Source organism: Streptomyces sp. NPDC008125 (assembly GCF_042957125.1).
Classification (GTDB): Bacteria; Actinomycetota; Actinomycetes; order Streptomycetales; family Streptomycetaceae; genus Streptomyces.
On the sequence record NZ_JBIBHR010000034.1, the window covers coordinates 1 to 19,447 of the forward strand.

Genomic DNA, 19,447 nt, shown 5'->3' on the forward strand with positions numbered 1-19,447 from the left:
CTGGCCGGACACCGACCCGGAGGTCGCGCTCGATGTGCGCCACCCGGCCTACGTGATCTACACCTCCGGATCGACCGGCCGCCCCAAGGGCGTCGTGGTCGGCCACGGCGGTGTGGCGAGCCTGGTCGCCGGACAGATCGAACGCTTCGCGATCGAACCCGGCAGCCGAGTCCTCCAGTTCGCCTCGCCGAGCTTCGACGCGTCGGTTTCGGAGATCTTCACCGCCCTGCTGTGCGGCGCGGCCCTGGTGCTGCCGCCCGCGGCCGAGCCACTCGCCGCGCTGACCGATCCGGGCCTCGGTATCACCCACGTGACGGTGCCCCCCTCGGTCCTCGCCGCGGTCCCGGACGGTGAGGTCACCGCGTCGACGCTGGTGGTGGCGGGCGAAGCATGCCCGCCGGAGCTGGTGGCACGCTGGGCTCCCGGACGCCGCATGATCAACGCGTACGGCCCGACCGAGACCACCGTGTGCGCGACCATGAGCGACCCGCTGTCCGCGGCATCCGGTGTGCCGCCGATCGGCCGGCCGATCGCCAACGCCCGGGTGTACGTGCTGGACGACCGGCTGCGACCCGTACCGACGGGCGTCACCGGCGAGCTGTACGTCGCGGGAGCCGGCCTCGCGCGGGGATACCTGAACCGGCCGGGCCTGACGGCCGGAAGGTTCGTCGCCTGCCCGTTCGTACCGGGTGAGCGCATGTACCGCACCGGCGACCTGGTACGGCGTCGCGGCGACGGCCAACTGGAGTACGCGGGCCGCGCCGACGACCAGGTGAAGGTCCGCGGCTTCCGCGTCGAGCCCGGCGAGGTCGAGGCCGCGCTGGCCGAACACCCCTCCGTCGCCCGGGCCGTGGTCCTCGCGCAGGACGACCGGCTCGTCGGCTACGTCGTCCCGCGCCGGGACGAGGCCCGCGACAACGGACTGGAAGCGGACCACGTGGGTGAGTGGCAGGACATCTACGACGCCCTGCCCATCGCCCCCGAAGAAGCGGCCTTCGGCCACAACTTCGTCGGCTGGAACAGCAGTTACGACGCCAGCCCGATTCCGGTCGAGCAGATGCGGGAGTGGCGGGACGCCACCGTGACCCGCATCCTGGCTCTCCGCCCGCGCCGGGTGCTGGAAGTCGGCGTCGGTACCGGCCTGCTGCTCTCGCAGGTCGCACCCCACTGCGAGACCTACTGGGCGACCGACTTCTCCGCCACCGCGATCGACGCCCTGACCGCCCAGGTGGCGGGGGAGGAGCGGCTGACCGACCGCGTGGTGCTGCAGACCCGTCCGGCGCACGACACCGACGGGCTGCCGGCCGGGGAGTTCGACACCATCGTGATCAACTCGGTGGTGCAGTACTTCCCGTCCGCCGACTACCTCGCCGACGTGATCGGAAAGCTGATGGGGCTGCTCGCCCCCGGCGGCGCGCTCTTCATCGGTGACGTGCGCAACCTGAGGCTGCTGCGCCCGCTGGCCACCGCGGTCCAGCTGCACCGGACCGACGACGGCACCGAAACCGCGGCCGTGCGCCGTGCGGTGGAGCAGGCCGTCAGGGTGGAGAAGGAACTCCTGGTCGACCCGGACTTCTTCGCCGTACTGCGGAACCACGGCACGGACATCGGCGCGGTGGCCGTGGAGGTCAAGCGGGGGCACCACCACAACGAACTGTCGCGCTACCGCTACGACGTGACGCTGCACAAGTCTCCGGTCGCCCCGAGCGCCCCGAGCCGCTGCGTCGAGCTCGTGTGGGGACGGCAGATCACCGAGCCGGCCGAGCTGCGCGAGCTGCTCGCCAGGCCGTCCGCCGAGGTGCTGCGGGTCACCGGGGTGCCGAACCGCCGCGTGGTGCGCGAAGCTGCCCTGGCCACGGCGGTGCAGGACGGGGGCGTCCCGCTCGCGGAGCTGCTGGAGCGGCTGCGCGCCCCCGAAGGCGCCTCCGGGGAAGGCGGTCTCCCCGACCCGGAGGAGTTCCATGCCCTCGGGCGGGAGTTCGGCCGTGCGGTGGCCGTCACCTGGTCGGCGACCCGGGCCGACGCCGTGGACGTCGTCTTCGCCGACCCGCGGACGCTCGAAAACTCTCCGGTCGAGCCGTACCGGCCGGCCGGAGCCACCGGCAGGACGCTGTCGTCGCTGACCAACCGTCCGACCGGCAACCGGGGGACCGGTGCCCTCCTCGGCGAACTCCGCGACTGGCTGCGCGGGCGGCTGCCCGACTACCTGGTCCCGTCGGCGTTCGTGGCGCTGGACGCGCTGCCGCTGACGGCCAGCGGCAAACTCGACCGCCGCGCACTGCCCGCCCCCGACCTCGGCGCCGCCGTGACCGGGCGGGCGCCGCGCACCCCGCAGGAGCAGCTCCTCGCCGAACTCTTCGCCGAGGTGCTCGGGCTGGCACAGGTCGGGGTCGAGGACAGCTTCTTCGACCTCGGCGGACACTCGCTGCTGGCGACCCGCCTGGCTTCGAGAGTCCGGGCGACCCTCGGCGCGGAGCTGGAGGTCCGTACCCTGTTCGAAACCCCGACCGTGGCCGCACTGGCGGCCCGCCTGGACGGCTCCGGCGCGGCGCGGCCCGCACTCACCGCCCGCCCCCGCCCCGAGCGGGTCGAGCTGTCCTTCGCCCAGCGCCGCCTGTGGTTCCTGCACCGGATGGACGGCCCGAGCGCCACCTACAACATGCCGCTCGCGCTCAGCCTGACCGGCGACCTCGACCGCTCGGCCCTGCACACCGCGCTCGCGGACGTCATCGACCGGCACGAGAGCCTGCGGACCGTCTTCCGCGAGACCGACGGCGTGCCGTACCAGGTGGTGCTGAGCCCCGAACAGGCGCACCCGGCGCTCCCGGTGGTCGAGCTCGACGAAGCCCGGCTGGCCGAGCGGCTGGCGGACTCGGCCGGGCGCGGGTTCGACCTGGCCGCCGATCCGCCGGTCCGGGCCGAGCTCTACGCACTCGCCCCCGACCGGCACGTACTCCTGGTCGTGGTGCACCACATCGCCGCGGACGGCTGGTCGATGGGGCCGCTCTCCGGTGACCTCGCGAGGGCCTACGCGGCGCGCTGCCGGGGCGAGGAACCGCCGTGGTCCCCGCTTCCGGTGCAGTACGCCGACTACACCCGCTGGCAGCGGGACCTGCTCGGCGACGCCGACGACCCGGAGAGCCTGTTCGCCCGGCAACTCGCCTACTGGAAGGGTGAGCTGGCGGGAATCCCGCAGCAGGTGCAGCTGCCCTCCGACCGGCCCCGGCCGCCGGTGGCCTCCCAGCGGGGCGACCGGGTCGTGGTCCGGCTGGACCCCGAACTGCACCAGGCACTGCGCGACCTGGCCACCGCACGGGGCGCCAGCATGTTCATGGTGCTCCAAGCAGGTCTCGCGGCCCTGCTCACCCGGCTCGGCGCCGGCACGGACATCCCCATCGGCAGCCCGATCGCCGGCCGTACCGACCAGGCGCTGGACGATCTCGTCGGCTTCTTCGTCAACACCCTGGTCCTGCGCACCGACACCGGGGGCGATCCCGGATTCGCCGACCTGCTCGGCCGGGTGCGGCAGAAGGCGCTCACCGCGTACGACCACCAGGACGTGCCGTTCGAGTACCTCGTCGAGGTGGCCAACCCGGTGCGGTCGCTCGCCCACCACCCGCTGTTCCAGATCATGCTGGCCCTGCAGAACGCGCCGGTCGGCGCGTTCGCCCTGCCGGGGCTGGAGACGGCCCACGTGGCGGCCCCGACCGGGACCTCGCGGGTCGACCTGACGTTCAGCCTGGCCGAACAGTTCCGCCCGGACGGCGGCGCCGACGGTCTGGCCGGCGCCGTGGAGTACGCCACCGACCTCTTCGACGCGTCCACCGTGGAGTCGCTGTTCGAACGCTGGGTCCGTCTGCTGCGCGCGGCCGTCACCGATCCGGACCTTCCGATCAGCCGGATCGACCTCATGTCCGGCGAGGAACGCCACCGGCTGCTGTACGAGGTGAACGACACGGCCGCGGAGCTGCCGTCGGCCCCGTTGCCGGCGCTCTTCGGCCGCCAGGCGCGGGCCACCCCGGACGTGGTGGCGGTCGTGGCGGGCGGAACGGAACTGACCTACGCGGAACTCGACCTGCGGACGGACCGCCTGGCGAGGGCGCTGATCCGCCAGGGCGTGCGGCCCGAGACGCCGGTCGCGGTCCTGATGGACCGCTCGGCGGAGCTGGTCGTGGCGATCCTGGCGGTCATCAAGGCCGGCGGCGCCTACGTCCCGCTCGACTCGCGCTTCCCCTCCTCCCGGATCGATCTGATCCTGCGGGAGAGCGGAGCTGCCCTCGTGCTCACGGAGGAGGTGCTCGCCGCTCTGGTGCAGTCCGAGGACGCCGGCCCCGGCAGGCCAGAAGTCACCTGCCGCGAGGACCAGTTGGCGTACATCATGTACACCTCCGGTTCGACCGGACGCCCGAAGGGCGTGGCCGTCACCCACCGGGACGTGGTGGGTCTCGCGCTGACCCCCGAGTGGCGGGGCGGCGGCCACGAGCGGGTGCTGATGCACTCCCCGACCGCCTTCGACCTCTCGACCTACGAACTGTGGGTCCCGCTGCTCAACGGCGGCCGGGTCGTGGTCGCACCGCCCGAGCGGCTCGACCTCGACCTGCTGCAGCACACGATCACCACGCACGGGGTGACCGGGCTGTGGCTGACCGCCGGACTGTTCAGGCTGGTCGCCGAGGAGCGCCCGGGCCTGCTCGCCGGGGTGCGCGAGGTGTGGACCGGCGGCGACGTGGTCTCCCCGGCCGCCGCCGCCCGAGTCCGGGCGGCCTGCCCCGCCATCCAGGTGGTCAACGGCTACGGGCCCACCGAAGCCACCACCCTGGCCACCTGTCACCCGGTGCGCGAGCTCTCCGGAAACGCCGCGACCGTGCCGATCGGCGCGCCGATGGCGAACATGCGCGCCTACGTGCTCGACGACCGGCTGAGGCCGGTGCCGACGGGCATGGTCGGTGAGCTGTACCTCGCGGGAACGGGCGTGGCCCGCGGCTACTTCGGCCGGCCCGGCCTCACGGCGGAGCGCTTCACCGCCGACCCGTACGGCCCGGCAGGGAGCCGCATGTACCGCACCGGCGACCTCGCCTGGTGGCTTCCGGACGGCACGCTGGAGTTCGCCGGACGCGTCGACCACCAGGTCAAGCTGCGCGGTCTGCGGATCGAGCCCGGAGAGATCGAGGCCGTCCTCGCGGGCTGCCCCGGTGTCGCCCAGGCGGCCGTGGTCGCCCGTGAGGACAGGCCGGGGGACAAGCGGCTGGTCGCCTATCTGGTGCCCGCGCCGCAGGGCGCGCCCGAGCAGGCCGAGCTGTCCGGCCGGCTGCGCCGCGAACTCCCCGACTACATGGTGCCGGCGGCGTTCGTCACCGTGGAGGCGCTCCCGCTGACCGCCAACGGCAAGCTCGACCGGGCCGCTCTGCCCGCTCCCGACTACGGGGCGTCCGACGGTGGCCGCGGCCCGCGGACGCCGCAGGAGCAACTGCTGTGCGGGCTCTTCGCCGAAGTCCTCGGCCGGGAGCAGGTCGGCATCGACGAAGGCTTCTTCGACCTGGGCGGCCACTCGCTGCTGGCCGCGCGGCTCGCCTCCCGGGTCCGCGAGACCCTCGGCCTGGAGCTGGGTCTGCGCCTGCTCTTCGAGGCGCCGACCGTGGCCGGCCTCACCGAACGCCTGGCCATGAACAATCCGCAGGACGCGCTGGACGTGCTGCTGCCCCTGCGTACGACCGGGACGGAGACACCGCTGTTCTGCGTCCACCCCGGCGGCGGCATCAGCTGGTCGTACAGCGGACTGCTCAACCACCTCGGCCCGCAGCACCCGGTCTACGCGCTCCAGGCACGCGGCCTCGGCCGCCCGGAGCCGCTGCCCACCTCCTACGAGGAGATGGCGTCCGACTACGCCGACCACGTCCAGAAGATCCAGCCGGAGGGACCGTACCTGCTGCTCGGCTGGTCGGCGGGCGGTCTGATCGCCCACGCGCTGGCCTGCGAACTGCAGGCGCGAGGCGAGCGGACCGCACTGCTGGCCGTTCTCGACGCGTACCCGGTGAAGGACGTGCGCTTCGAGGAGGAGCCGGTGCCCACGGTGCGGGACGTGCTCGTCGGCGTGCTCGACGTCGACCCGGACGAGCTGGGCGACCGGGAGATCACCTACGCCGAGGTCGCCGAGGTGCTGAACAGGCGGGGCAGCGCGCTCGCCGGGCTGAACGAGCGGCAGGTCGAGGTGATCGTCCAGATCATGATCAACAACGCGAAGCTGGCGGTCGACTTCGTCCCCGGCAGGTACGACGGAGACCTGCTGCTCTTCAACTCCACCATCGGCCGGGGCGACGACGACGCCGGCCCGGAGGTCTGGCACCCGTACATCGGGGGCCGGATCGCATCGCACGAGGTCACCACCCGGCACGACCAGATGACCCAGGCGGGGTCCCTGGCCCAGATCGGGCCGGTCCTGGCCGCCAGGATCGCCCAGGCCACCCGGGGCACCACCGCCCTTGCCGGGGATTCCGGAGTCGCCCCGGAGACCGGAGAGACCGGAGAGACCGGACAGACCGGCACCGCCGGAACCGTCACTGGTGCCGGAACCACCGGAACCCGCTGAGTCACCGGACACGCCGGTGGCACCACCCTTCCCCAAGGCCCGCAGGAGGACCGACACATGACCAACCCCTTCGACGACCAGGACGGAACCTTCCTCGTCCTCGTCAACGACGAGAACCAGCACTCACTGTGGCCGCAGTTCGCGGACGTGCCCGAGGGCTGGACCGTCACCCACGGCCCCGACACCCACGCCGCCTGCCTGGCCCACGTCGAGGAGGCCTGGACCGACATGCGGCCCAAGAGCCTCGCCGACGCCATGGACACCCAGCGGTAGCGCGGACGACATGACCTCCACCGACACCCTGGGCGGGGCCCGCGACACCGCGGGCCCCGCCCGGCCCGACGGCCTCGCCGCATGTCCTGTCCAGCCCCGGGACTCCGTCGCAACGCCCACCCGGCCCGACGGCCTTGCCGCGGCCCTGCTCACCCCGGAAGCCCGGCAGGACCCGTACCCGGTGTACGCCCGCATGCGACGCGACGACCCGGTCCACCGCAGCCCCCAGGGCATCTGGTACCTCACCCGCCACACCGACGTCGAGACGGCGCTCGGCGACCTGCGCCTGTCCAACGACCGGGACAGGATGACCCGCGCCTACAGTTCGCTCGGCGGCGACCTCAAGGCCCTCAGCCGGCTCACCGAGCGCCTCGGCCGGGTGATGAGCAACACCGACCCGCCGGACCACGCCCGCCTGCGCAAGCTGGCCAACAAGGCGTTCACGGCCCGTCGCGTCGAAGCCCTGCGCGACGGCGTGCAACGGATCGTCGACCGGCTCATCGACGAGGCGGTCGCGGCCGGCCCGGCCATGGAGCTCATCGAGGCGGTCGCCTCGCCCCTGCCGATGTCCGTCGTCTGCGAACTCTTCGGCATCCCCGACGAGGACCGGCCGCAGGTCAAGACCTGGTTCAGCCGCTTCGGCCGGCTCAGTGAGGACATCGACAAGTCCGAGGCGGCGATCGACGCATACGAGGAGTACCTCGCCGGGCTCATCCGGCAGCGCCGGCGTGAACCGGGCGACGACCTGATCAGCGCCCTGGTCGCCACCCAGAACAAGGACGACCGGCTCACCGACTCCGAACTGCTCTCCACCTGCTTCGTCCTGATCACCGCCGGGGACGAGACCACCACCCACCTGATCGGCAACGGCATGCTCGCCCTGCTGCGCCACCCGGACCAACTGGCCAGGCTGCGTGCGGACCCGGACCTGATCCGCGGAGCGGTCGAGGAACTGGCCCGCTACGACACCGTGACCCAGGCGATCGTCAGGGTGGTGGCGGAGGACCTGGAGATCGGCGGACGGACGCTGCGGGAGGGCGAGCTGGTGTACCTCTTCCTCGGTGCGACCAACCGCGACCCCGAACGCTTCGAGGACCCCGACCGCCTCGACCTGTCCCGTCCCGGCAACCGCCACCTGAGCTTCGGCCACGGCCCGCACTTCTGCCTCGGCGGCCCGCTGGCCAAGCTCCAGGCGGAGGTGGCCATCGGCACGCTGGCCCGCAGGCTGCCCGGACTCCGCCTGGCCGACGGGGCGGCGCTGGAGTGGCGGGACAACCCGCTGCAGCGGCGGCTGACCACCCTCCCGCTCATCCACCGACCGTGAACGACGACGAAGGAGCAGTACCGACCATGGCCCGAGAGTTCGAGGTCCGCCGAGAGCAGGACCTGCCCGTCGCGCCCGAGCAGGTCTGGGACGCGGTGGCCACCGGCGCCGGCAACCTCGGCTGGCTCTACCCGATGGAGATCGAGCCACGCGTGGGGGGAAAGGCGACCCGGGGAGACGCCACGGTCGTGGCGTGGGAGCCGCCGCACCACCTCGCCGTCCGGGCGACCCAGGACGGCGGGTTCTCCAACACCCTCAGCTACCGCGTCGAACCGGCCGACGGCGGCACGAGCCACCTGCGGATGGGAATCCACTGGGTGCACACGGGCGTCGTCGACGACGCCTGGAACTGGGACGCCAAGACGGACGTGGCGGAGAAGTACGTCGATTTCCACCAGCACGCGCTCGCCGAGTATCTCCGGCACTTCGCCGGCCGCCCCGCCGTCTACGTCAGGTCCCAGCACCCCGAACCCACCGCTGATCCGTCCGACTTCGCCGCGCTGCGCCGACGCCTCGGCCTTGCCGAGGACGCGGCCGTCGGCGATCGGTTCACGCTCCTCGCCCCCGGCCCGGACCACGATCCCGTCGAGGTGGTCGTCGACTGGCTCAGCACCGATTTCGTCGGACTGCGGGGCCCGGACGCCCTGTACCGGTTCTTCAACGGCAGCACCTGGAACGTGCCGATCTGGCTCGGCCACCACCTGTTCGCCGAGCACACCGACGAGCAGCAGGCCGCCAAGGCGTGGAACGTCTGGCTCAACGAGACCCCGGCCCAGGAGCAGTGATGGAAACCGCCACGCAGAGACTGCTCTTCGCCGCCGAACTCGTCGAGGAGAACGGCACCTACGCTCTCGTCGTCCAGGACGTGCGCACGGGAACCGTCCAGACCACCCCGGTCCCCAAAGCCATGGTCGACAAGCTCCCGACCTTCCTCTCGGCGCTCACCGCGAAGCTCGGCCCGGTCCAGCAGCGCCGCCGTCGGTAGCCGTGGGGACCGCGAGAGACACCGGACGCGTGGCGAGGAACGGCACCACCGTCCACAGCGTTCACCCGGGCCTCGGGGCGCGCGACCAGGGCTTGGGCAGACGTCAGGTCCTGCAGGCGGCCGTTCCGACGAAAGCCCTGGGGCACCGGGGCGCGATGGTGGGGGCTTCCCGCCCTTCCCGCCCGTCCCGGCCGCCTCGCTCGCCCGTCGGCTTCCACCTCTCCGGTCCCGCGCATGCGTGACGACGTGCCCGCCGCAGTCGAGTCAGCGGGCGGGCACGTCGTCGCGCGGGCGGACGACGGGAACTCCACGGGGCGGCGCCGCTGAGGCACGGCGTCAGCGGCCGACGGACGGTGATCAGCGTGGCGGGAGGGTCGCCGGGGCGGACTCCCGGACCGTCAGCGTGGCGGGAGCGTCACCGGGGCGGACTGCCGGGCCGTCAGCGTGGCGGGAGGGTCGCCGGGGCGGACTCCCGGACCGTCAGCCGGGTCGGAAGGATCAACGGGTTGGGGTCGTGTCCGTCGATCGCGTTGACCAGCATCCGTGCCATCTCGTGTCCCAGTGCCCTGACCGGCTGGCGCACGGTGGTCAGCGGCGGGCTGGCGTGCCGAGCCCCCGCCAGGTCGTCGAAGCCGATCACCGCGACGTCCTCGGGCACCCGCCGACCCCGTCGGCGGAGCACTTGGAGTGCGCCGATCGCCATGCCGTCCGACGCGGCGAAGACCGCGTCCAACCGCGGATGGGCGTCCAGCAGGCGCTCCATCGCCTCCGCGCCGCCCTCGACCAGGAACCCTCCGGAGGAAACACCCAGCAGCGGGACACCGGCCAGGGTCAGCCCTTCGGTGAAGCCCTGCTCCCGGGCCACCGAGACCAGGCTGTCCACCTGGCCGGTGATCATGACGGGTCCGGTCCGGCCGGTGCGTACGAGGTGATCGGCGGCGAGCCTGGCGCCGCCCCTGTTGTCGGCGTCCACGTACCACCGTGGCTCCCCGGTCAGGGGCAGACCGCCGAAGACCACCGGCATCCCGGCGTCCTCGGCCAGCCGTCCCAGCGGGTCGTCACCCCGGAGCGCCATCAGCATGATGCCGTCGGCGCGGCGGGAGCGGACCATCTGCTGCAGGCGGCTGCGGCCGCGCGGTGAGTTGGCGAGCACCAGGATGAGTTCCAGGTCGGTCTCGTCCAGGGCCGTGCTCACCCCGACGACGACCTCGGCGAAGAACGGATCCGCGAACAGGCCGGCCTCGTCGCTGGAAGCAGCCAGCACCACGGCCCCGACCCTGTTCCCGGCCAGCGCCCGCGCCGTGGGATTCGGAACGTAGCCCAGCTCACGGACGGCCCGTTCGACCGCCTCCCGCTTGGCCCGGCTCACATGCGGGACGTTGTTGACAGCCCGCGAAGCCACGGTGCGCGACACGCCCGCTTTGGCGGCCACCTCGTCGAGGGTCGGCATGCGCCTGGGCGTCGGCTGCATCGGAAGACGTACTCCTCGGGATCTTTGCCGGGTTGCTACGGAGATGATCCCACGGGCCGGGCACGGGCCTCGGCCGGCGTCCTCGCCCCGATGTGCACGGAACACTCACTCCAGGACCTGAGGGAAGACGTTCCTCCAGGTGGGCGCAGAAGAACTGGTAGCGCTTCCAGTCTGTATACGAGGCCTCGCGTGGTGAAGTGAAGAGGGAATCGTGTCGGGACTCTTGACACCCTGAATTGCAGCCAAGACGATACCGGCCATACCCCAAGGTACTCCGAAACAGAACTGGGAGCGCTTCCAGTGGGAGCGCTCCCAAAAGGATCTGCATGCCCGTCCGTGGTGCACGGCGTCCCGAGCCGCAGGTTTCGCGGGACACCGTCCGCCGCCTTCCCTCCGCGCCGCACGCTCAGGTCGAGACCGTGCGGCGTCGCCCCCGTCAGGAACCGAGGTACTCCCATGCGTCACCTCCTCCGCACGATGGCCGCAGCACTGATGGCCCTGCCGCTGGCCCTCGTGGTCTCTCCACCCGCCCAGGCGGCCGATCCGACCACGCTCACCAACGGCTTCTACGTCGATCCCAGCTCCAGCCCGGCCCTGTGGGCCGCCGCCAACTCCGGTGACGGACGGGCGCCCGCGATCCGCGACAGCATCGCCACGAAGCCCATGGCCCGCTGGTTCGGCAACTGGAGCGGCACCATAGGAACCGCCACGGGGGCCTATGTCGGCGCGGCCGACGCCGCGGACAAGCTGCCCGTCCTCGTCGCCTACAACATCCCCAAACGGGACATCTGCGGCGGGCAGTCCGGCGGCGGGGCAGGGTCGGTCACCGCCTACAACGAGTGGATCGCCGCGTTCGCCGGCGGGATCGGCTCCAGGCCCGCCGTCGTCATCCTCGAACCGGACGCGCTCGGGGACACCAGCTGCATGACGGCCGCCCAGATCGCCGAGCGCAACTCCCTGCTCAACAACGCGATCACCCAGTTCACCCAGAAGGCCCCCAACGCCTGGGTCTACCTCGACGCGGGCAACCCGGGTTGGCGCAGCGCCACTTCGATGGCCGCGAGCCTGAACGCGGCGGGCCTCAGCCGCACCCGGGGCTTCTCGCTGAACGTCTCCAACCACTACACCACCGCCCAGAACATCACCTACGCCAACGCGGTGAACGCCGCTCTGAGCTCGTCCAACGGATACACCAAACCGTTCGTCGTGGACACCAGCCGCAATGGCAACGGCTCCAGCAACGGCGAATGGTGCAACTCCGCGGGCCGCAGGACCGGAACCCCCACCCAGAAGGGCGGCGGCGCGGAGATGCTCCTGTGGGTCAAGACCCCCGGCGAGTCCGACGGCAACTGCGGCGTCGGAGCCGGGTCCGTGGCCGGCCAGTTCCTCCCCGAAGTCGCCTACAAGATGATCTACGGCTACTGAGCAGCCGTGCTCCGGTGGCCCGCTGATCCCGGCCCCCGGTTCAAGCAGCTCCCCGTTCCCGTCCTCCCGTTCCCCCGCCCGTCGGCGGAGCCCGCCGGTCACGAAACCGGCGTGTTCCGCCGGTGGCGGGCGAACGTTCCGCAGTCGTTCGCTCCCGGACCAGGAGTCTCCATGCGTTCCCGCACTTTCCGGCGCCGCACAGCCGTCGTCACCGCGGCGCTCACCGTCTGCGCGGCATTCGCCGCCACAGCCGCCCAGGCCGCACCCGCACCCGCACCAGCCCGGGACACCGTCACCTCCGCCACCAAGTTCTACGTCGACCCGAACAGCAAGGCGGCCCGGCAGGCCCTCGACGACCTGAGGGGTGGCAACATCGAAGACGGCCTGAACATGGCGAAGTTGGCGAGCTACCCGCAGGCCGCGTGGTTCACCGGGGGCACGCCCACCGAAACCCGTACCGACGTGACGAAGCTCGTCCGTGCCGCCGCGCTCACCCACCGGGTCCCTGTCCTGGTGGCGTACAACATCCCCGGCCGGGACTGCAGCCTCTACTCCGGCGGAGGGGCCGACTCCTCCGCCGCCTACCGCCAGTGGATCGACGCGTTCGCCCGGGGCATCGGTGGCAAGAAGGCCGTGGTCATCCTGGAACCCGACGGCCTGGCCGCCCTTCCCAAGGACTGCGCCGGGGACGTCGACCCGACCGGAGAACTCACCGCCCACCGTGTGGCCGACCTCGACTACGCGGTCCGCACCCTGAAGAACGGCGCGAACACCTCGGTCTACCTGGACGCCGGCAACAGCCAGTGGCGGTCCGTGGGCGACATCACGCAGCGGCTCCTCGACGCGGGTGCGGAGAGGAGCGACGGCTTCGTCCTGAACATATCCAACTACCAGCCCACCGATCAGACCTCGCACTACGGGACCTGGATATCCAGGTGCATGTGGTTCGCCACCCAGGGGCCCGAGTGGTCGCGTGGCCACGCCGACTGGTGCGCAAGTCAGTTCTACTCTCCGGCCGCTCCCAACGACGGAACCCCGGGCAACGCCGTCTCCTCCACCGACCCCTCCACCTGGCACTGGACCGACGCCTGGTACGACCAGAACGTGGGCAGCCCCTCCGGCAAGGATCTGGCGCACTTCATGGTCGACACCAGCCGTAACGGAAAGGGGCCGTGGACCCCGCAGCCGGGCAAGTACAGCGGCGACCCGGAGACCTGGTGCAACCCGCCCGGGCGGGGCATCGGGCCCCGCCCGACCACCGACACCGGCGTCCCGCTCGTCGACGCGTACCTGTACGTGAAGACCATCGGGGAGTCCGACGGGAGCTGCACCCGCAACACCGGCGGCACGATCGACCCCGAGTACGGCGTCGTCGACCCGGCCGCCGGAGCGTGGTGGCCCGAGCAGGCACACGAACTCGCCCGCAACGCGGAACCCCGCCTGACGCTCGGCCACTGGTCCGGCTTCTGACGCGTCCGAACCGTGGAGGCCGAAAGGAGCGCGCTGCTCCGGCGGCCTCTTCCGTACCGGAGTCCCCCGTCCCGCCGCCCCGCGTCGAAGCACCCGATGCGGGGCGGTACGGCGACGAGTGACCTCGGCTACGCGGGCGCTGCGGGGGTGATGTCCGGGTCCGCGGGGGAGGGGGCCCGGAGCGGAGCACGAGTCCGCAGATCACCGCGCCCGCCGCGAAGATCGCCCCGGGGCGAGCAGCTTGGTGTCGGAGGCCGTGGAGGCGCACATCGGCGCGGCCACCATGGGGGGAACACCGGCCCGGTCTTGACCGGTGAGTAGCGAAGGATCTGCTGCAGGCAGTAGGTCAGGCACAGGAAGACGCCGAGCTTCCCCACGCCCACGATGAACACACCCCGGTGGGTGTGCGACGACGGTTGCGACACCTCGCCGCGTTGTCGGAAAGCTCCTACGCATCCGGTCCGCGGACCTTCCTCAGTCGTGCGACGCGCCGAATCCGGCGCCGCACACCGATCCACCCCCACCCACGGGACAGCCCTTCAGCCGAGCGGCGGAGGAGGAGTGATGACGGGCTGGAGCAGCTGGGCGAGCTGTCGGCGCTGCTGCTCGTCGAGACGGCCGGTCGCCGGAGCCAACGCGGTCCGAGCCTCCTGGTACATCCGCTCGGTGAGTTGGCGACCCGCGTCCGTGATGAGGACGTCGACGGCACGTTTGTCCGCGGGGTTGGGGGCGCGTGTCATCAGTCCGCGGCGTGCGGCGCGGTCGACGAGGCCGGACATCGTCGACTTGTCCAGGCCCAGGAAAGCGGCGAGGTCGCTCATGCGGGGGCGTTGATCGCGGAGGATGCCCAGCACGCGCAGCTGAGTGAGGGACAGATCGTGCTCGGCGCTGATGCGGGTCAGTACCCCCATGATCTGGAACGCGCTGCGGACCAGTCCGTCCAGCAGGACGTCCTCGGAATCGTCGATCGGCATGGAGACCAGACTACTTGACATTGTTTGGATTACCAATCACTCTGAGATCGATTGGTAATCCAAACTAAATCGATGGGGGACCTCCATGCGCGCTGCGATCATCACGGCGTACGACGCTCCGCCCGCCTACGGCGAGAGCCCCGAGCCCGTCGCCCAGGGCGACGACCAGATGGTGGTGGAGGTCCTGGCCGCGGGACTGCACCACCTGACCAGGGCGAAAGCGAACGGCACGCATTATTCCGCGACCGGTGCCTTCCCGCTCGTGCCCGGAGTGGACGGTGTGGTGCGGGATCCGCAGGGGCGCCTTCGCTACGCGGTCCTGGAGGACACCGCCTTCGGTACGTTCGCCGAGCGCACCGTCATCGACGTCCGCCGCAGCGTGCTCCTGCCGGACGGTGCCGACCCCGTACGCATCGCCGCCGCGATGAACCCGGGGATGTCCTCCTGGGTCGCGCTGCGCCGCCGCATCCCTTTCCCCGAAGGCCGACGGGTCGCCGTCCTCGGCGCCACCGGCAGCGCGGGGCGGATGGCGATCCAGATCGCCAAGCGGTTCGGTGCCGGTCAGGTCATCGCCGTGGGCCGCGACGCCACACGCCTCAAGGCGTTGCCGGGTCTCGGCGCTGACCGGGCGGTCACCTTCGAGGAGATCGGGGCCGCCGCCGACGTCGACGTCGTCCTCGACTTCGTCTGGGGCACTCCCGCCGCCGCGGCGATGCTTCCCGTCCTGAAGGCCCGCTCCGACCGGAGCGCCCCGCTGACCTGGGTCCAGATCGGGTCGATCGCCGGAGAGTCCGCACCGATCCCTTCCGCCGCCCTGCGCGCGGCCCGGTTGCAGATCGTCGGCAGCGGCATCGGCTCCGTCCCGCCCCGCGAGTTCATCGCCGAACTCCCCGACTTGGCCACAGCGGTCACCGACGGCAGCCTCGACGTCCGGGCCCGCCCCGTGCCCCTCGCCGACATCGCGCGGGCATGGGACGACCTGGGCGGCGAGCGCCTCGTCCTCGTCCCGTAGCGCCGCTGCTCCCGGCCTTCCCTGAGGGGACCGCCACCCCGGACCGCTCGCCGGCCGGCCACGTCACAGCGCCGGAGAAGAGCGCCCGGGGTCCCTCGACGGGAGGGCCGGCCGGTGAGGGGGACGGACCGGCCTGCAACCGCGTACGAGCGGCGATGGCGTCTCAGGCGGAGAGCAAGGTGGCGTGGAGCGTACTGTGCTGGAGGCGCGCACGGGCCGCACGGAGGGCGGCCTCCACGTCCCGGGTGCCCGTCGAGACGCACAGCGTGTACTCCACGTCCTCCAGCCGCTGCCGCGACCGGGCATCTTCCGCACTCGGGCACCGAAGCGATTCGTACCGCTCGACGAGATCCTTCAGCACCGCCGGGTGAGCCATGAGCACAGCAGTTCTCCTTCCGCGCGAGGGCTTCCATTCGCCCTCGAACCGCTGGACCGTCTACCCGGCGCCGCCACCCTCATACGTCCGGCCGTGCACCGTTCTGACCAGTGGTACCCGGACCAGCCCTTTCAGGATGCCGCGTCGACGCGGCGGCCACGCCCGGCAGCGTGGCCGCCCGAGCGGCCGTCGCGTCGACGGTGAACGGGCCACTCAGCGGCGGCCGGAGCGCGTTCCGAGGCCGGCCGGCCTCCGTCTGCGAGGATCAGCACCGGTCCGCATGACGGAAGAACCGGGAAACCGAGGAGAAGGGGCAGCTGGATGGGCCAGGACACGGCCGGGGCGTCGACGGACGTTCCCGCGCGGCTGCTGCTGATCTCGGACACCCACGTGCCCCTGCGGGCCAAGCGACTCCCCGACGAACTGCTCCGGGAGGCGGACCGGGCGGATGTCGTACTCCACGCCGGGGACTGGGTGGACGTGGCCACGCTGGACCTGCTGGAGGGGCGCGCGCGACGTCTGGTCGGGGTGTACGGCAACAACGACGGACCGGAACTGCGGGCCCGTCTGCCGGAAACGGCCCGTGTCCGGCTGGGGGGTCTGCGGTTCGGCGTCGTCCACGAGACGGGAGCGGCTACCGGCCGCGAGGCGCGCTGCGCCGCGCTCCACCCCGACCTGGACGTCCTGGTCTTCGGTCACAGCCACATCCCCTGGGACACCCTGGCACCGGGCGGGCTGCGTCTGCTGAACCCCGGATCGCCGACGGACCGCAGACGACAACCCTTCTGCACGTACATGACGTGCACGGTGGCAGACGGGATTCTCGGCGAGGTCGTCCTGCACCGGCTGCCCCGGCGCTGACCGCTCGGGCCGTCCCGAGTACCGGGCGGCGACAGGGAAATTCGGTCCTTCCCTCAGGCGTTCGCCTCGGGGCGTCCGGGCCGGGTACCGAGTCGCGGCACAGGACGGTGGTGCCGTCGCCTTGGGGGGCCGGCCGCCGTAGGCGGCGGCGACCGCGGCGATCAGCGTGCGTACGACCTCGCGCGGGTGGTCGGCGGCAGTGCCGCGGTCAATCTCATGCTCGCCGCCGGAAGTCCCGCGCCGGACCGCCGGACCGCCGGACCGCCGGACCGCCGGATCGTGTACCCCGGCGGTCGTGCCGCTCCGGGTGAGGCGGTCCGGGGGTGTCGCGTCGCGTGGTCTGCCCAGCGGGAGGTGGCCGGGGGCGCCACCGCAGCGGCGGACGGCCCGTCCTCCGCAGTGGTCCTCGCGCTTGTCCCGGGCAGCACCTGGGGCGAGGTCCGCCACCCGCTGACCGTTTCTCGGGGACGTCCTCGGACTCCGCACCCCTTCCGTCCAGCCAGGGGCCGCTCCCCGTGCAGGGTGGTTCGGGCGCGTCCACGAAAACGCCCGAACCACCCCCGGTGTTCCCGGGCCACTCGTCGGTGGCAGCCGCCCGAACGGCAGCTCTGTCAGAGGGTGGGTGTGAAGCGGTCCCAGGCGCGGTGTGCTGCGAGCAGGCCGGTGATGGTCTGGAGTACGTGGGAGGGTGCTTCGTCGACGACGACGCCGAGGGAGCCGGCGGGGAGGCCCGCTGCCGCGAGGGCGTCGGTTCCTTCGCCCCAGGCGCCGAGGGCCTTGCCGTGGCGGAACGCCTCGCCGATCATCAGCAGCAGGCGGGGATCGACGGCGAGGACGGCGGCGGCCGCGTCGTCCGCCTTGGCGTCCCGTGCTCCGTAGCCGTCGGCTGCCGGGCCGGGTGCTCCGGCCAGCAGGATTGCGTCGAATTCGATGGACCGGGCGGTGGCGAAGGTGCGCTGCACGGTGACGGGGTCGTCGCCCTGGCCGAGGGTGCCTCCGTGCGGGGCGACGATGAGGGGGACCATGCCGGCGTCGAGGATCGCGCGGCGTAGGGCTCGTACCCCGTCGAGATCGTCGGATCCGTCCGTGACGATGCCGATGATCCGGCCGTCGAGTGGCCACTCCCCGCCGATCTGGGAGAGCGCGGGGCTTGGTTCGACCGTTGCCGGCGCGATGGTCGGCTCGGGGGCGGGGAGCCCCAGACCGGTCGCGACCTGGGCGCAGAGGTCGGAGTCGATGTTGGCGAGGACCTGGAGTCCGCGCACCTTGATGGCTTCTTCCCAGCACTTGCCGAGCTCGAAGGTGTAGGCGGCGACGATGTGCTCGCGTTCCGTGGGGGTCATGCTGAGCCAGAACAGCCGGGCCTGGCTGAAGTGGTCGTCGAAGGACGCCGGCGCCTCGCGCACCTTGCGCGCGGCGGGGAGCTCGACGGGCACGTCGATGAAGGCTCCGGTGTCGGCGCGGCTCCGTCCGTGGGCCGATTGACGCCGGCCGGGGTCTGCGGTCGATCATTTGTCCCGTCGGTTCGTCGGGAGGCTGGAAGGCAGGCTGCACATGTGGGGCAAGTGGATTGGCTGCCGGGTGCCGGTGGCCGCGCGAGGGCAGTTCTCTGCGGCCCAGAGCGCCTGGTCGACGATCAGCGACCAGCCAGGCCTGGTCGGACAGGTGGGCGGGTGGGACACGGACACCGGCAGCGCTCATCTGCTGGGGCTGTGGACCGACACGGAGGCCTACCAGCGCTTCATGCGCGGGCGACACGACGCTTGTGGCCGCCGACAACCCGCAGAGCGCCGGCTACACCGCGATCGACGTCGCCACCGGCGAGATCATCCTCGAGATGCGGGGGACACAGCCGACCTGTCCCACGCTCTCGGACGCGCTGCTCTCCTACGGGTCGCCGACTGCCGTCTGCTGCCCGGCCGCAAGGAGCGCTTCCTCGACGCCCAGCGCAGGGTGTGGGCGCCTGGCATGGCAGCGACCGGCGGCATGCTGGCCGGGGTCGTCACCCGACTCGAGACGAACCGCTACCTGGTCACGACCCTGTGGTCCGGCTCCGCGATCCACCAGCGCTATACCACCCGACATCTGCCCGCCCTGCGTTCCCGCGCCACACCTGAGAACGACATCCAGTCGATGACCGGCCACGTTCTGCCCCTCGAAGCGTCCTGGCGCATCCTGCCCGATGAGCAACCCACCGAGAGCGGTGAGCTCACCCCTCCGCGGCTGCCGTAGCTGGACTGGCACAGTGGCACGGCTTCATGAGCATCAGGAGTTCCGTGCCGCCTCCGCCGCCCCCGGGAGAGGCCGACCAGCCCGAACGCCCTCACCCGGCCCCGGTCTGCCGGGGGTTTCGGAACGTCCGAGCCCACCTGCTCTGCCCCATCCGTGTGCGTCGCCCTCGTGGTGCCGGTCCCGGACGGCCGCCTGGGAACAGGAACCATCACCCCGCACCCTGCGACGACGTCGGCAAGACCGTCAAACGCCCCGAGGCCCACAAGGCCATCGGCAGAACCGGTCGATCGCGGCGGATGCCGACCCCACGACGCCGGAGGGTAAAGATCAAGCTCACCGGACGACCACACCGCCGCCTTCGGCTTTGGCGCGCACGGAGGGGGCAACGATGTCGTTGAAGCAGTCGGTGACGTACTCCGTGCCGTAGCCGCTGATTCGAGGGACAGCTCGGCAGGGCG

General features: G+C 71.9%; 13 protein-coding genes and 3 pseudogenes. 12 read left to right on the forward strand and 4 right to left on the reverse strand.

Annotated features, from left to right (window positions below; all coding sequences use genetic code 11):
- The 5 genes from ACFZAX_RS33615 to ACFZAX_RS33635 all read left to right on the forward strand — a co-directional run.
- The coding region (locus ACFZAX_RS33615) for an amino acid adenylation domain-containing protein (RefSeq protein WP_390966490.1) at nucleotides 1-6,586 on the forward strand (6,586 nt) is incomplete at its 5' end.
- 57 nt (nucleotides 6,587-6,643) lie between these two features.
- Nucleotides 6,644-6,859: an MbtH family NRPS accessory protein gene (locus tag ACFZAX_RS33620; RefSeq protein WP_390966491.1), complete on the forward strand. Its 216-nt coding sequence runs from the start codon at nucleotides 6,644-6,646 to the stop codon at nucleotides 6,857-6,859.
- A gap of 10 nt (nucleotides 6,860-6,869) precedes the next feature.
- Nucleotides 6,870-8,183: a cytochrome P450 gene (locus ACFZAX_RS33625; RefSeq protein WP_390966493.1), complete on the forward strand. Its 1,314-nt coding sequence runs from the start codon at nucleotides 6,870-6,872 to the stop codon at nucleotides 8,181-8,183.
- 26 nt (nucleotides 8,184-8,209) lie between these two features.
- Nucleotides 8,210-8,968: an SRPBCC domain-containing protein gene (locus ACFZAX_RS33630; RefSeq protein ID WP_390966495.1), complete on the forward strand. Its 759-nt coding sequence runs from the start codon at nucleotides 8,210-8,212 to the stop codon at nucleotides 8,966-8,968.
- Nucleotides 8,968-9,168: a hypothetical protein gene (locus ACFZAX_RS33635; protein WP_390966497.1), complete on the forward strand. Its 201-nt coding sequence runs from the start codon at nucleotides 8,968-8,970 to the stop codon at nucleotides 9,166-9,168. Before ACFZAX_RS33630 ends, ACFZAX_RS33635 begins: the two co-directional genes overlap by 1 nt.
- Nucleotides 9,169-9,607: 439 nt before the next feature.
- On the opposite strand, the gene ACFZAX_RS33640 is transcribed toward ACFZAX_RS33635, so the two are convergent.
- Nucleotides 9,608-10,639 carry a substrate-binding domain-containing protein gene (locus ACFZAX_RS33640; protein WP_390966498.1) on the reverse strand — a complete coding sequence of 344 codons (1,032 nt, stop codon included), beginning with the start codon at nucleotides 10,637-10,639 and terminating at the stop codon, nucleotides 9,608-9,610.
- A gap of 456 nt (nucleotides 10,640-11,095) precedes the next feature.
- Between ACFZAX_RS33640 and ACFZAX_RS33645 the strand changes: the two genes are divergently transcribed.
- A complete protein-coding gene (locus ACFZAX_RS33645; RefSeq protein WP_390966499.1) occupies nucleotides 11,096-12,064 on the forward strand; it encodes a glycoside hydrolase family 6 protein in 969 nt (322 codons plus the stop codon).
- A 171-nt stretch (nucleotides 12,065-12,235) separates the two neighbouring features.
- The gene (locus tag ACFZAX_RS33650; protein WP_390966501.1) at nucleotides 12,236-13,534 is read left to right on the forward strand and encodes a glycoside hydrolase family 6 protein; all 1,299 of its coding nucleotides are present in this window, start codon (nucleotides 12,236-12,238) and stop codon (nucleotides 13,532-13,534) included.
- A 539-nt stretch (nucleotides 13,535-14,073) separates the two neighbouring features.
- Here the strand turns inward: ACFZAX_RS33650 and ACFZAX_RS33655 are convergent.
- Nucleotides 14,074-14,508: a MarR family transcriptional regulator gene (locus ACFZAX_RS33655; RefSeq protein ID WP_390966503.1), complete on the reverse strand. Its 435-nt coding sequence runs from the start codon at nucleotides 14,506-14,508 to the stop codon at nucleotides 14,074-14,076.
- An 85-nt stretch (nucleotides 14,509-14,593) separates the two neighbouring features.
- Between ACFZAX_RS33655 and ACFZAX_RS33660 the strand changes: the two genes are divergently transcribed.
- Nucleotides 14,594-15,520, forward strand: coding sequence for a zinc-binding dehydrogenase (locus tag ACFZAX_RS33660; RefSeq protein ID WP_390966505.1), 927 nt, complete (start codon nucleotides 14,594-14,596; stop codon nucleotides 15,518-15,520).
- Nucleotides 15,521-15,683: 163 nt separating this feature from the next.
- Here ACFZAX_RS33660 and ACFZAX_RS33665 read toward each other — a convergent pair whose 3' ends face one another.
- Complete coding sequence (locus ACFZAX_RS33665; protein ID WP_390966506.1) at nucleotides 15,684-15,902, reverse strand: DUF5133 domain-containing protein; 219 nt, start codon at nucleotides 15,900-15,902, stop codon at nucleotides 15,684-15,686.
- Between the two features lie 315 nt (nucleotides 15,903-16,217).
- Between ACFZAX_RS33665 and ACFZAX_RS33670 the strand changes: the two genes are divergently transcribed.
- Entirely contained in the window at nucleotides 16,218-16,757 is a 540-nt protein-coding gene (locus ACFZAX_RS33670) for a YfcE family phosphodiesterase (RefSeq protein ID WP_390966508.1), read from the forward strand.
- Between the two features lie 611 nt (nucleotides 16,758-17,368).
- On the opposite strand, the pseudogene ACFZAX_RS33675 reads toward ACFZAX_RS33670, so the two are convergent.
- Nucleotides 17,369-18,217, reverse strand: a pseudogene (locus tag ACFZAX_RS33675) (catalase-related domain-containing protein); the annotation flags it as partial.
- Between the two features lie 94 nt (nucleotides 18,218-18,311).
- Here ACFZAX_RS33675 and ACFZAX_RS33680 point away from each other — a divergent pair.
- From ACFZAX_RS33680 to ACFZAX_RS33690, 3 genes and pseudogenes are all read left to right on the forward strand, one after another.
- Nucleotides 18,312-18,512 (forward strand): annotated as a pseudogene (locus ACFZAX_RS33680) (DUF4937 domain-containing protein); the annotation flags it as partial.
- A gap of 213 nt (nucleotides 18,513-18,725) precedes the next feature.
- Complete coding sequence (locus ACFZAX_RS33685; protein ID WP_390966523.1) at nucleotides 18,726-18,989, forward strand: hypothetical protein; 264 nt, start codon at nucleotides 18,726-18,728, stop codon at nucleotides 18,987-18,989.
- A 51-nt stretch (nucleotides 18,990-19,040) separates the two neighbouring features.
- A pseudogene (locus ACFZAX_RS33690) lies at nucleotides 19,041-19,279 on the forward strand (transposase); the annotation flags it as partial.
- Nucleotides 19,280-19,447: the final 168 nt, after the last annotated feature.